The 13,576-nt window shown below is 62.5% G+C and carries 12 protein-coding genes; 11 read left to right on the top strand and 1 reads right to left on the bottom strand.

Going from position 1 to position 13,576, the window contains the following annotated elements; all coding sequences use genetic code 11:
- The first annotated feature begins 4 nt into the window (after positions 1 to 4).
- From IVB28_RS12165 to IVB28_RS12115, 11 genes are all read left to right on the top strand, one after another.
- Positions 5 to 1,111 carry a DegT/DnrJ/EryC1/StrS family aminotransferase gene (locus tag IVB28_RS12165; protein ID WP_247526434.1) on the top strand — a complete coding sequence of 369 codons (1,107 nt, stop codon included), beginning with the start codon at positions 5 to 7 and terminating at the stop codon, positions 1,109 to 1,111.
- Positions 1,101 to 2,219 (top strand): DegT/DnrJ/EryC1/StrS family aminotransferase, encoded by a 1,119-nt coding sequence (locus IVB28_RS12160; RefSeq protein WP_247526433.1) that lies wholly within the window; start codon positions 1,101 to 1,103, stop codon positions 2,217 to 2,219. The genes IVB28_RS12165 and IVB28_RS12160 overlap by 11 nt, the downstream gene beginning before the upstream one ends.
- Positions 2,216 to 3,022: a sporadic carbohydrate cluster 2OG-Fe(II) oxygenase gene (locus IVB28_RS12155; protein ID WP_247526432.1), complete on the top strand. Its 807-nt coding sequence runs from the start codon at positions 2,216 to 2,218 to the stop codon at positions 3,020 to 3,022. The genes IVB28_RS12160 and IVB28_RS12155 overlap by 4 nt, the downstream gene beginning before the upstream one ends.
- Entirely contained in the window at positions 3,015 to 3,407 is a 393-nt protein-coding gene (locus tag IVB28_RS12150; RefSeq protein ID WP_247526431.1) for an LIC12192 family sporadic carbohydrate cluster protein, read from the top strand. Before IVB28_RS12155 ends, IVB28_RS12150 begins: the two co-directional genes overlap by 8 nt.
- 25 nt (positions 3,408 to 3,432) lie before the next feature.
- The gene (locus IVB28_RS12145) at positions 3,433 to 4,098 is read left to right on the top strand and encodes a class I SAM-dependent methyltransferase (protein ID WP_247526430.1); all 666 of its coding nucleotides are present in this window, start codon (positions 3,433 to 3,435) and stop codon (positions 4,096 to 4,098) included.
- Complete coding sequence (locus IVB28_RS12140) at positions 4,076 to 4,654, top strand: WbuC family cupin fold metalloprotein (protein WP_247526429.1); 579 nt, start codon at positions 4,076 to 4,078, stop codon at positions 4,652 to 4,654. Before IVB28_RS12145 ends, IVB28_RS12140 begins: the two co-directional genes overlap by 23 nt.
- Before the next feature lie 61 nt (positions 4,655 to 4,715).
- Complete coding sequence (locus IVB28_RS12135) at positions 4,716 to 5,693, top strand: lysylphosphatidylglycerol synthase transmembrane domain-containing protein (RefSeq protein ID WP_247526428.1); 978 nt, start codon at positions 4,716 to 4,718, stop codon at positions 5,691 to 5,693.
- A gap of 389 nt (positions 5,694 to 6,082) precedes the next feature.
- Complete coding sequence (locus tag IVB28_RS12130; protein ID WP_247526427.1) at positions 6,083 to 8,077, top strand: hypothetical protein; 1,995 nt, start codon at positions 6,083 to 6,085, stop codon at positions 8,075 to 8,077.
- A gap of 249 nt (positions 8,078 to 8,326) precedes the next feature.
- Positions 8,327 to 9,544 (top strand): class I SAM-dependent methyltransferase, encoded by a 1,218-nt coding sequence (locus tag IVB28_RS12125; RefSeq protein WP_247526426.1) that lies wholly within the window; start codon positions 8,327 to 8,329, stop codon positions 9,542 to 9,544.
- Positions 9,537 to 10,742 (top strand): class I SAM-dependent methyltransferase, encoded by a 1,206-nt coding sequence (locus IVB28_RS12120; RefSeq protein ID WP_247526425.1) that lies wholly within the window; start codon positions 9,537 to 9,539, stop codon positions 10,740 to 10,742. The genes IVB28_RS12125 and IVB28_RS12120 overlap by 8 nt, the downstream gene beginning before the upstream one ends.
- A 3-nt stretch (positions 10,743 to 10,745) precedes the next feature.
- Positions 10,746 to 11,780 (top strand): Gfo/Idh/MocA family oxidoreductase, encoded by a 1,035-nt coding sequence (locus IVB28_RS12115; RefSeq protein WP_247526424.1) that lies wholly within the window; start codon positions 10,746 to 10,748, stop codon positions 11,778 to 11,780.
- Here the strand turns inward: IVB28_RS12115 and IVB28_RS12110 are convergent.
- Positions 11,770 to 13,431 (bottom strand): hypothetical protein, encoded by a 1,662-nt coding sequence (locus IVB28_RS12110; protein ID WP_247526423.1) that lies wholly within the window; start codon positions 13,429 to 13,431, stop codon positions 11,770 to 11,772. The two genes, IVB28_RS12115 and IVB28_RS12110, sit on opposite strands and share 11 nt — an antisense overlap.
- Positions 13,432 to 13,576 lie beyond the last annotated feature (145 nt).

Below are 13,576 nucleotides of genomic sequence, written 5' to 3'. Positions count from 1 at the left end.
TCACATGTACGACGTTCGATATTCCTATCTGCTCGAGCAATTCTCCGACCCCGCCCCCATCCTGGCCGAGATCGGCCGGCTGGTTGCGACTGGCGACTTCACCCTTGGCAAGCCGGTCGCCGAATTCGAGAAGCGCTTTGCCGACCTGATCGGCGTGCGTCACGCCATCGGCGTCGGATCCGGCACCGATGCGCTCAAGTTACCGCTCAAGGCGCTCGGCATTGGCCATGGCGATGAAGTCATCACCGCCGCCAACACCTTCATCGCCACCGTCGGCGCCATTGCGGAGACCGGCGCGACGCCGGTGTTGGTCGACTGCGACGATTCGTTCTGCATGAACGTCGACCAGGTCGAGGCCGCCATCACCAACAAGAGCAAGGCGATCATGCCGGTTCAGCTGACCGGCGAGGTCACCGACATGGGCAAGCTGATGGCGATCGCCCAGCGTCACAACCTGCCTGTTGTCGAGGACGCCTGCCAGGGCATCCTGTCCGAGTTTGCGGGCAAGCGCTCCGGCACCCACGGCATCGCCGCCGGCTTCTCGCTGCATCCGCTCAAGAACCTCAACGTCTGGGGCGACGCCGGCGTCGTCGTCACCAATGACGACGGCATGAACGAGAAGCTCCGCCTGATCCGCAATCACGGCATGAAGAACCGCGACGAGATCGCCATCCTCGGCTGCAATTCGCGGCTGGATTCTCTGCAGGCCGTGGTCGGTAACTGGCTGATCGGCCAGACCAGCGAGATCACGCGGCGCCGCATCGAGAATGCGGCCTATTACGACGCTGGCCTTGCCGGCCTGCCTGGCCTGCGCGTCCCGCCGCGCCGGCCCAACGTGAAGCACGTCTACCATCTTTACATGGTGTTCGCCGAGCGCCGCGACGAGCTCTACCAGTACTGCCTGGACAATGGCATCGAGGCCAAGATCCACTATCCGATCCCGCTGTATCAGCAGGAAGGCCTCAGGCATCTCGGTTACGCGCCCGGCACCTTCCCGGTCACCGACCGCCACGCCAAGGAAGTCATCAGCTTCCCCGTCGACCAGCATCTGAGGCGCGCACAGCAGGACCGCGTCATCGAGACCGTCAGGAAATTCTGCCATGGACGCTGACACCGGTCGCCGGCGCATCGGTTACGTCAATCTTCCCGCGCAATTCGAGGAAGAACGCGCCGAGATCATGCAGGCGGTCGAGGGCGTATTCCAGCGCGGTGATTTCATCGGCGGCGCAGCGGTCGGAAAGCTCGAGGAGGAATTGTCCGCCTATCTCGGCTCGCCACATGTCGTGACGCTGAATTCAGGCACCGATGCGCTGATCCTCGCCTTGCGGGCGCTCAACATCGGTCCCGGCGACGAGGTGATCACCCCGCCGAATTCGTTCGTGGCATCGACCGCCGCGATCATCGCAGTCGGCGCGACACCGGTGTTTGCGGACGTGCTGCCGGACCAGAACATCGATCCGGCCGCGGTCGAGGCCGCCGTCACGCCGCGCACCAAGGCGATCATGCCCGTGCATCTGACCGGGCGCATGGCCGACATGGCCCCACTGATGGCGATCGCGGACAAGCACGCGCTCGCCGTGATCGAGGACAGCGCCCAGGCGGTCGGCTCGACCTATGACGGCCGGATGAGCGGCACCATCGGAACGTTCGGCTGCTTCTCCGCCCATCCTCTGAAGAACCTCAATGCCGCCGGCGATGCCGGTTTCCTCGTCACTGCCGACGCCGAGCTCGCCGCACGAATCCGCCGGCTGCGCAATCACGGTCTGATCAACCGCAGCGACGTCCAGGAGTGGGGCATCGTGTCACGGCTCGACACGCTCCAGGCCGAGGTGCTGCGGATCCGCCTGCGCCATCTGCCCTCCGTGATCGAACGCCGACGACGCAGCGCCGCGCAATACCGCGCCGAGCTCGCCGGGCTTCCTCTGTTCATTCCGCCCTGCCGCAACATCGAGTTCAACACCTTCCATACCTTTGTGGTGCAGACCGACCGCCGCAACGATTTCCAGAAATATCTGGCCGACAAGGGCATCGAGACCGCCATCCACTATCCGGTCCCGATCCACCTGCAGCCGGCGGCGGCGCATCTGGGTCACGGCCGCGGCGCGTTCCCGGTTACGGAACGACAGGCGGACCAGATCCTCACGCTTCCGATCAACCAGTTCCTGTCGGCCGCCGATATCAGCTATATCTGCGCGACCGCCCGGGAGTATTTTGCATGACGGATACGGACTTCATTCAGGCCGACGAGCAGGCACTGGCGCAGCGCTTCATCGACGACGGCTTCGTCACCACGCCGGCCGACGATCGCGCCGGGCTCGATCGCATCCAGCGGCGCGCAGCCGAGCTCGCGGCGGACTATCTGAAGCTGCCGCACAGCAACGATCCCTACGCGATGCTCGACAGCATCCACACGCGGGTGAGCGTCGACGATCTCAACGGCCTGCGGCTGCACGTCTTCAACGGCCTCAACGCCGAGCCCTGGTTCCGGCCGACCTATTTCCGTCTGGCGCGCTCGACGATCGAGACCATCGTCGGCAACGAGCTCTGCATGCAGCGCCGCGTCAATCTCAGCATCCAGATGCCCGGCGACGATTCCTCGCTGCTCGCCACCCATTCCGACGTCTGGTCGGGCGACTCGCCGTTCGAAGTCGTGGTGTGGGTGCCGCTGGTCGACGTCCACAGCACTAAGGCGATGTATCTGCTGCCGCCCTCACTGAACGGCGACATGCAGGACCGGATGGCAAGCCTGCGCAGCGCCGAGGAGTTGTACAAGACCATCAAGCCGCACGCGACCTTCATCGAGATTCCCTACGGCCACGTGATGCTGTTCAATCAAACCCTGATGCACGGCAACCGCGTCAACGAGGAGCCCGGCACGCGCTGGAGCATGAACTGCCGGTTCAAGAGCATCATGTCGCCCTACGCGGACAAGCGCTTCGGCGAGTTTTTCGAGCCGATCCTGCTGCGTCCGGCGACACGGGTCGGCATGCAATACAAGCTGCCGGGAGGCTTCCATGGCTGAGCGAGCCGGCCATCGCGGCTATATCGGCGCGCGGCCGCTGAACGGCAGTCGTACCCCGCAGCACGTCCAGAACATCGTGATCCGCGACTACGCGCGGCGGAAAGACCTGCAATTTCTGCTCAGCGCCGTCGAGCACATCATGCCCGGCAGCTACATGGTGCTCGAGGACATCATGGACGAGTTGCCCCGCCTGAAGGGGCTGATCCTCTACAGCATCTTCATGTTGCCGCCCGACGAGGCACGGCGACGACAGATCTACGACCGCGTTCTGCGCGAAAGCTGCGACCTCCACGCCGCGGTCGAGGAGATCACGCTGTCGTCGCAGAAAGACATCCAGGCCGTCGAGGACATCCTGCTGGTCAATAAATACGCGACCATCCTGTGACGATGCCGCGGACCGGTTCGGCCCCATGACCGAGATCAACCTGCTCCAGCCAATGCACGCATCGACCAGGCGGAACTACGTTCAGCGCGTGGTCGAGCACGACAAGGCGGAATCCGCCACTGTGGCGCGGCAATGGGGGTACGACTATTGGGACGGCGATCGGCGCTACGGCTATGGCGGCTATCGCTATGACGGACGCTGGCGCCCGCTCGCCCAGACCCTGATCGATCGCTACGGCATCAAGCCCGGAATGAGTGTGCTCGACGTCGGCTGCGGCAAGGGCTACCTGCTCTACGAGTTCACGCAACTCGTCCCCGACCTGACGGTCGCCGGCATCGACATCTCCGACTACGGCATCGCCAATGCCAAAGAGGAGGTGCGGCCGCGCTTGAAGGTCGGCAGCGCCGTCGAGCTGCCCTACCCCGATCACAGCTTCGATCTCGTGGTGTCGCTTGGCGTGCTGCACAATCTTCCGCTCGAGGACGTCTTCCGCGCCGTGCCAGAGATCGAGCGTGTCGGGCGCGGCGCGTCGAAATATCTGATGGTCGAATCCTTCCGCAACGAGCGCGAGAAGGCGAATCTGCTTTACTGGCAACTCACCTGCCTGAGCTTCCACGGTCCGGAAACATGGGCCTGGATCTACGACAAATGCGGATACCGGGGCGACCATGGGTTCATCTTCTTCGAATGAGGCGACGAGCCCGCGGCGGCCGACGTCGCTGCGCGCGCAAAATCCCGAGGTCTATTATTCGGGCGCTGCTATCGTCACGGCCGATGACGCCACGATCGCGGAGCTGAAGCGCATCGCCGCCGCCAACCCGCGTCTGCGCAGCCGGCTGTGCACGCACCCCGATCCCTCGTCCGGCCTGCACGAGATGCTGATCGTGCATCATCGCGAAGCCTATGTGCGGCCCCACAAGCATTTTGGCAAACCTGAATCGTTTCACCTGATCGAAGGCACCGCGCAGGTCGTGATCTTCGAGGACGACGGACGCATCCGCGACGTGTTGGAAATGGCGCCGTATGGCCGGGGCGCCCTGTGCTATTACCGGATGCCCGAACAGGTCTTCCACTCGATCCTGATCACCTCGGAGTGGCTGGTGTTCCACGAAACCACCGCCGGCCCGTTCGACCCCTCCCGCACCGCCTTTCCCGACTGGGCCCCCGCTGGCGGCGACGCCGCCGAGGTCCAGGACTACGTCACAAGGATGGCTGCACTCGCCACGGAGCATCTGGCGAGAAAATAGACTCCCAACGCTATCGCTGCGCGAGGATCCCGCTGCGAATGATCGAGGACGACATCAGCCGATGAAGCCGCCTGCAAAAGCACTGGTTACTCTGGCCAAGTTCGCCGTCTCGATCGGCATCCTCGTATTGTTGCTGCGAACCCAGGATTTGTCGTCCCTGCAAGCCGATCTTCTCGCTGTCAAACTGGAGATGTTGGCGCTCGCGGTGCTGCTGCTGCTTGTCCAGACCTTCGTGCTTTGCCACCGCTGGATCCTGATCCTCCGCGCCATGAACGTGGCCCTGGATTGGCTGCCCGGCTGGCGCATTCTCATGGTCAGCACCTTTTTCAACCAGGTGCTGCCCGCAGGCGGCGACGCGGTCCGGATCTGGATGCTGCGGCGGCATGGCGTGCAATGGTCGCCGACCATCGGCAGCATCGTGGCCGATCGCTTTCTTGGTCTGTTGGCGCTCGCTCTCGTCATATTGACGGGAGTGCCTTTCCTATTTTCGCGAACCAGCGAGAATTCGCTTCTGTTCGCCGTCGTCGGCTTTGTATGGGCCACGTGCTTCGGTGCAATCGCTCTGCTCACAATGGATCGGTGGCCCGCACGCATAACCGCCGCCCTTCCGGTCAAACTCGTACAATGCGCGATACTCGTCAGGAATCCGCTTCTGGCGCCCCGAGGGCGCGCAACGTTGATGGGATCCGCCACCTTGATCCCTCTGATCAATGTTGCAGCCTGCTATGCCCTCGCCAACGGACTGGATGCGCAACTGTCCGCGCTGGACGCATTTATTTTCATTCCGCTTGTTACTCTTTTGTCCGCGGCCCCGATATCTATCGGAGGTTGGGGCCTGCGAGAAGGCGCGATGGTTGCTTCTCTCAGCTTGGCAGGGCTCGCCGCCGACAAAGCTCTGGGCATATCGGTTCTCCTCGGGCTGTGCGGCCTGATCGTCGGGCTGTTCGGCGGCTTGGTGTGGCTGGTCGCGCCGGAACGGGCCCACTTCACCAGCCCGGCCTGGGCTCCCGCCGAACGAACCGACGCCGCACCGATTTAGTCCTCACGCAGGCGAGCCTTTCGTAGAGGTCGGACACCGCGACGCCACCCACGCGGATCCCGTCCGGCGAACTCTTCATATCGATCGTTCTCGCAAGCACAGCCCGCCAGCATTTTGGCACGCTCCCCGGTTGCTATTATTGAACTGAGTGGCGCTTCCCCTGTTGCGTAACAATGCGGATTGTTGATTGCGATTTGTGTCCATCCAAATTGACAGTGACCTGCCGCAGCGGCGGAACGCGACAGCAGTCTCAACGTCAGCTGGTGGGATTGCTCGGCTAAGCCTGTGATGGTAAACGCTGCCTTGGGGCAATGGGGGCTAGGCGTGGTTTTAATTGATACAAGAATTCTCAACCTGGCTGCCGTCTTCGGTCCGGCGTTTACCCTCTCTTGGGTTTCCGCGACTGGAACGCTCTAGTGCAGCAAACCCGGGAATACTCGATCGCGGCCAGAGCCGTTGTAGCCGCTCTCCTTGGATGCGCCGCAGCTTACGTGGCGCTATTGCTGTTGAAAGATTATCTTCCGGCGTTTCAATGGAACTTCGACGACGGCTTTGATCTGTCAGCAGCTCAGAAGAACTGTGACGTGTGCAAGAAGGCTTTCTACGGATCGTTCTTCCTATGCGCGCCGATTGCAGCCGCAGCTGCGTTGTACACGTCGCATCGATCGTCGGGTTCAGTCACGCTGAGCACGATCACGGCGGGATTGGTTTATCTTGCTCTCTATGCGGCAAGCGATCGGAGCCGTTTCTGGATTGCACTGATCATTCTCGCGATCGCGGCCGTCACCGTCGGAATTAACCGGCGGGCCAATACTTACTTCCCCTCCATAGAATCTCCGACTGATGCCCCATTTGCTGTGGGGCTGATCGATCTGCTTCCGGTCGCGTTTCTTGTCCTGCTGCTGGTACCGTCCGACCTCGAACGCGTGACGTCGGTCGTGCAGAACGAGTCGCATAAGGTCAGCTACTTCATCGGGCCCGCGCTCTACGACTACGCTTCCGGCCTGGTTCCCGGGCTGGACTATCACTCACATTATGGTCCGGCACTCGGTCGTTTCTTTCATCCCATCATGGGAGACGGTTGGAAATCGGCGGCCATGCGAGTGGTCGAGTTGAACATCGCGATCACGCTTGCCGTCTATGTGCAGGCATATTTTCTTTTGACGTACCTGATCAGATCGCGGCTCGCAGCGATCTGCCTCGTCGCAGCACTGGCTGTGCTGGCTTTCTCCACCACCAATCACTTTTACTCGCCGTCCGCTTACCCTACGCGATTTCCCCTGCTGATCGTGTTCGCGCTCGCGATCGGCCTACATTGCGCCGACCCCAAACGTCCTGGCTGGCTGATTGCATCAGCGATCATGTGCGCAGTCTCGCTGCTCTGGCAGACGGAGATCGGGCTGTTCTTCTTCGTGACCGGCATCTTTGTTGCCGCGATCGCCGGCGGATTCCCGAACTATCGCAAAGCGCTCGTATTCGCCATCACAACGACTTTGGCCGCGACATTGCTGTGCCTGCTGCTATTCGGATCGCGAGCCCTGTCACTGACGTTCCTGATCGAATGCTTCCGCCCGCTCGTGCTCTACGGGACCGGCTGGGGAAGTTCGCCGATCAAATGGACTCTGAGCTGGAGCGTGATCTACAATTTGCCGCTCCAGATTGTCGGATGCATCACGGTGGGCTGGGCGTCGATCAGACTGTCTCGGGCAGACTCCGCGCGCGACCGCTTTGTGACCGGGATCCTGTTGGCGCTGTCGATGATCGGCATCGCGCTGATGATCAAATGGGTCAACAGGACGCTTGACGCGGTCTGGCACCAGAACGCCTTGCCGCTGGCGATCGTCACGGCTTGGTGGGCTCATCAGTTCTCTGCCGGGTGGCGGCCAGCGTCCAGGAGAACTGCTGGCGCCATGGCGCTGGTCGCAGCGATCGCTGCGCTGCTGTTTGTGCAGGACAAAATCAACCCGCACCCCTATGGCCTGAGATCATACGCAAACTATCCCAGCCTCCTGAGATGGCCGTTCATGTCCCCATCTCCTGGTGCGTGGCAGGAAGACTTTGGCCGGATCACGGAAACCGAAACGAAGTTCATCCAAGACAACTCGAAGCCCGGTGAACGCGTCCTCGTCATTGCCTTCATGGACTGGGCTTATCTGGCTCAGGCTCACCGGGCGCCCAAAGCCTATTTCATGCCGTTGCTCGTCGCCTTTGACGAGCACTTCGTCGGCCCATCGATGGACGATGCGGACCGCCTATTCTACGACAACATCGTCGAAACCCGGCCCAAATCGCCGCGGGTCCGCGAGGTTCTGGAACGCATCAAAAAGGACTTTGTGCCGGTTCAAACGAAAGGCAACCTGACGCTTTACGAGAGGCGGCATTGATCGCGGCCGCGTCCCCGAGCTCGAGACCCGCCCATGGATAGTCATAGCGCCACTCGCTCATCGAACGGAACCGACATGCCTTGCAAGACCTCCCGTCGGTTGATACCTGCTCCTTTTTCGAAAGGTGCCGGCGGGAGACGGTTTCGCCGGCCGCACTTTAGGTGTATCCCGGCTACTGAATACGTCATGGTCGGTACCCCGGTTTCACTGAAAATCGCCTGCCGGACCAGTCATACGCGAGAATAGCCCGTGACCGACCATTGCCGCCTTTGCCATTCGACCAACCTGCGTCCGGTCATCGACCTCGGACTGATGCCGATTGCACATCGGCTGCGGCACAGCCGAAACGAGCAGGAGGAACGGTATCCGTTCGAGGTGCTGGCCTGCGGCGATTGCGGCCTGCCCCAGATCGTCAAGCCGATCGATCCCGACATTCTGTACCGCCAGTTCAACTACAATTTCAGCAGCTGGAAGCCCGAACCGCACCAGGTCGACGAGCTCGATACCATCGCGAAATTCTCGAACCATCAGTCCGTGTTCGAGATCGGATGCAACGACGGCCTTTTCATGGACAGGCTGCGCGAGCGCGGCACCAAGATCATGGTCGGCGTCGAACCCAATCCGGTGTCGGGCAAGATCGCTCGCGAGCGCGGCATCAAGGTCTATGCCGACATGCTCAGCCCGGAGATGGCTCACGACGCAGTCGCTCAGTCCGGCAAGTTCGACCTCGTCATATCGCGCCAAGTGCTCGAACACATCGTCGATTTTGAGAACTTCTTCGCCTGCGTGAAGATCGCGCTGAAGGAGGATGGGCTGCTGTTCATCGACGTGCCTGATTTCGCCCCCGGCTCGGCAGTGGGAGACCTCTCCGTCCTCTGGGAGGAGCACGTCAGCTATTTCACCGAACCGACCCTGCTCGCGCTGCTGGCGCGCCACGGCTTCGAGGCGGTGTCCGTGAAGAAATACAATTTCAGCGGCGGCAGCCTCGCGATCGCGGCCCGCCGTGCCCCCAGGGATGTGACGCCCCCGCCTGCGCCGTCCGGCGCCGGCGAGAAATTCGGTCAGCGCGCACGAGAGTACGGCGCACGTCTCCGCCCAATTCTCGCGAAAGCTCGCGCCAACGGCACCGAGATCGCCATCTACGGCGCCGGCTGCCGCGCCTGCACCTTCACCAATGCCCACGAGCTGGCGGATCTGGTTGACCTCTCGGTCGACGATCAGAAAGAGCGCCAGGGGCTGTTCCTGCCGGGCACCGGCATTCCGATCCGCTCGCCCGACGACCTCGCCGGCAACTCGAATCCGCTCGTCTGCCTTCTCGCCGTGAACCAGGAAAACGAGGGCAAGGTCAGCACCCGGCTGCGCGAGAACTTGAGGCGTCCGCTGCACATCGTTTCGATCTTCGCGCCCTCCGACATCTGGAGTGAGCTCGATCAGCTTGAAGCTGCCGCAGGGTCGCGGCATGACTGAAGACAAGCTCTTCAACTATTACGAACGTCAGGATGTTCTGCCGACGTTCGGGAATTTCAAGTCGGCCACTGAGCTCGAGGCCTACGCCAGCCAGCGGCGTGAACTGTTTTCGGACAAGCTGGTGCTGCCGCCACGGCTCTTCCGCGATGCCGAGGTGCTCGAATTCGGTCCCGATTCCGGCGAGAACGCACTGGTGTTTGCCGGTTGGGGCGCGAACATGACGCTCGCCGAACCGAACCGGCATGCACACCCGAAGATCGAGGCCTATTTCGCGCATTTCGGCTTGACCGAACGCCTCCGCCAGCTCGCACTGGCCGATGTCGAGGGATTCGGCAGCGACCGCGGTTTCGACATTATCGATGCCGAAGGCTTCATCTACACGGTGCAGCCGAGCGAAAAGTGGCTCGGCATCTTCCACCGCCTGCTCAATCCGGACGGTTACGCCGTCGTGTCTTATTACGAGCGCTATGGCGGCTTCTTCGAGCTCGCGCTCAAGGCGATCCATACGGCCGGCAAGGCATTGTCGGGACGCGCCGCGCTCGAAACGGCGAAGATGCTGTTCGAAGCGAAGTGGAACAGCATTCCGCACACCCGCAGCTTTGAATCCTGGCTGATGGACGTGCTCGAAAATCCGTTCGTCCGGCATCGCTACTTCCTCGATGCGGCCGCCTTGTGCACGGCGGCGCATGAACAGGGATTCGACGTCCATTCGGCGTGGCCCGCCTACCGCGACAGCCTCGACATCTACTGGCACAAGAAGGTCCTGCCCGGTGACGAGAAGCTGCGTCGCGCCGCACGCCATCTCGACCGCAGCCGCCTGAGCTTCCTCGGGGGGCGAAAGCTCTATCTGGTCGGCAAGGCGGATGCAGTGCAGGCGATCTCGGGAGCGATCGAGGCGCTGGTTCTCGACGTCGATGCGATGATCGACGATCCCTTCGGCGAGAGCCTTCCGCGCGTTGTCGCGGGCCTCGCGTCCCTGCGCGAGACGATCCGCACGAGCGACATTCTCGCCGACGATACCGCCGACATCGAAGCCATGATTGCGACGCTCGACAGTTTTCATCGCATCTTCGGCGCGATCGGGCGACGAGATGCGTCCGCGGTCGCCGCCCTCACCCAGTCGGATCCGGCATTCATCAACACCTGGGGACAGCCCGCGCATTTCCTCGTCGTCCGGAAGCGCTTCAAGGGATCGTAGCCAGTGAGGCCAGGCATTGGCATCATCGGAACGGGCATGGTCGGCCAGATGTGCCACCTCGCCAATTTCGCAGCCAATCCCGCCTGCCGTGTCGTCGCGATCGCCGATCTCCGGCCTGACCTCGCTGCCGCCGCGGCGCAGAGGTTCGGCATTGCCCGGGTTTACGGCACGCATCGCGAGTTGCTTGCGGACAGCGCGGTGTCCGCCGTCGTCGTCGTGACGAGGCGCCGTGCTACCGGCCCGATCGTTCTGGACGCGTTGAACAGCGGCAGGCACGTGCTCTCGGAAAAGCCGATGGCCTACACGACGGCCCAGGCCATTTCGCTGGTCGAAGCTGCGCGGCGGCAAAATCTCGTCTACAGCATCGGCTACATGAAGCGTCACGATGCCGGTGTGGCACGGGCGCTGCAGGTGCTGACACGGTTGCGCAATGACCGCTCGCTCGGACGCATGATCCGGGCAAGAGGCTGGTGCTTCGGCGGCGACACTGGCCGCTCGCACGATAATTTCGTAATGACCGGCGAGGCGCGACCGGACGGGCTTGAGCTCTGGCAGGATGGTCCCGACTGGATGCCGCGCGCGATGCGTCCCGGCTACGACAATTTTCTGAACGTCTTCAGCCATATCATCAATCTGGCGCGCTACCTGCTGGGATCCTCGCCAACGGTCGCCGAAAGCGCGATCGAGACTTCAGGAGCCGCGCGCATAACGCTCGACTTCGACGGTGTCGCCTGCACGCTGGATCTCGTGAACGGGGCAGAGGGTGCCTGGCGCGAGGGACTGACGATCGATTTCGAACACGGCGCGGTGACCCTGGAATTGCCCCCACCCTTTGCCGAGCAAGAGGCGGAGGTCATCGTCGATCACGATGGTCGAAGCACGCGGCTGGCGGGTGAGAAGAGCTGGGCATTTCGGCGCCAGGCCGACGCCTTCGTTTCCGATATCGCCGAGCGACGCCTACCTCTTGCCTCCGGCGAGGATTCGGTGACGGACATCTCGCTTGCCGAGACGGTTTGGAAACAGCGGATTAGCGGCTAGGCGCGGCACTCTTGCTTGCGCCGTCAAGCGGCAGGATGCCCGCGATCGGGCCAACCATGATCTTGACCTGCGCAAGCTGAGCCAGAAACTCTGCAACATCGCAGCGCCCCAGCAACCGGCATGCGTAGTATTTTCGCACCAGGGTCTGGTTCGGCGCGGCTCCCGGGCCCGGCTGCAACGCGATCGTCGCCTGGGCCCCTGAGGGATCGAAATGATGGAATGCACTTCCCGGCGCCTTCCTTGCCTCGTCCATTCCCTGCAGGATGTCAGGCCGCTCCGCGCGCAGCGCAAATCCGAAGAATGGCTGATTGCCCCAGGCAAGGCGGAGCATACCGGTGACCTCGGCGAGGCCGAACGGCACGTGCCGGGACGGGTAGTCGACAAAGCCGTCATCGAGCGCATAGACCGTCGCCGCGGGCTGGACCCGGCCGGCAAGGTCGCGCGCCAGCGCCTCCTGCTTCAGCGTTCTCGCCTGCATGAAGACATAGTCGCTCCACAGCATGCCGATCGACATGATCAAGGCAGGCCCGAACATGACCGCAAAGGCAGCGCCGGGGCCGGTCCAACGTTCGGCCTGTCGCTTGAAGGCAAGCAGCGTCAGCGCCGACGGCAGGCCGAACATCAGCAGATGACGGCTCTCGTAAAAATGCGTCGATGACGGCCGCAGGCCGGAGATCAAATAGGGCGATGAAAGCGCGAGGAACAAGACCATGGCGAGCACGAGCGGCAAGGCGATCGCTAATCTAGACGTAGTCGGCTTCGTGGCGGGACGCAGCAACAGCAAGATGATGCCGACGAGCACCGCGGTCAGGATGAAGAGCGCCGGGACCTGGATTGCCGCCCGGATCGCGTGGGACATGACGTCCCTGTAACCGGTGACGAAAAACGCCCACCACCCCTTCGCCAACTCGCCAAGCGTCGGGAAATGGGCGTCATAATGCTGCACGTACACGCCGATCCGCTTGAACCAGATATTGAGCGTGCCCCAGTAGATCAGAGGAAGCACCATCAGCTCCGGATAACCGAGGGCGCAGCGCCAGGCTGCGAACCATGTGCGGCGAACGAATCCATCCGCCGCACTGCCGCCCCGCCATATCGCAACGAAGAGACCGAGCACCACGAAGGCATAGAGCACGATCGTCGAGTTGAGTGCGAAGCTCAGCAGGAACACGAGCGCACAGGCCACGCGAAGCAGCACGCGCCGCAGGCCGCGGGCGCGGAAGGCCAGCGTCAACAGCCATGCGCCGACGAACAGGAGCCCGAAGCTGAAGACGTAAACCGCGTTCGCCTTGCCCGCCCAAAGCTGATAGCCGGGATAAGTCCAGACGATCAGCGCGAAACCGACCGCCTCGGCACGGTCGAGCAGACCGAGACGCGTTGCCGTCAGCGCCAGCGATATTGCGCCGAAGACGATTCCAGCCAACGCCAGCGATACCATTGCGGCGACCGGGGCGCCCGTCCAGTTTGCGAAGGTGTCGTAGCTGTAGAAGATCGGATGACCGGCGCCGTTCAGCAGGAAATCGATGTCGATGAAATAGTCCGGACGCGGCTTGAGCACCAGCCAGTCGTCCATGAAGAGACCATCGTTCAGGAGCATCGGCGCATGCGCAGCCAGCAAGGCGACGACGAGGACGACTATCGCACGCAGCAATGGGGACATCTCGGTCGGAGGAACGGCATCGCCGGCGAGGATTCGCACGTCGACGTGATGTCCGCAAGAGCGACCATGACGGGCTCCCTTGACCCGAAAAATACGACCTCCTATAGACCTTGCTCTGGCAGGGCCTCAGGGGCGT

Source organism: Bradyrhizobium sp. 199 (assembly GCF_023073355.1).
In the GTDB taxonomy this organism is placed as follows: Bacteria; Pseudomonadota; Alphaproteobacteria; order Rhizobiales; family Xanthobacteraceae; genus Bradyrhizobium.
This window is presented reverse-complemented; position numbering and strand designations above follow the sequence as displayed.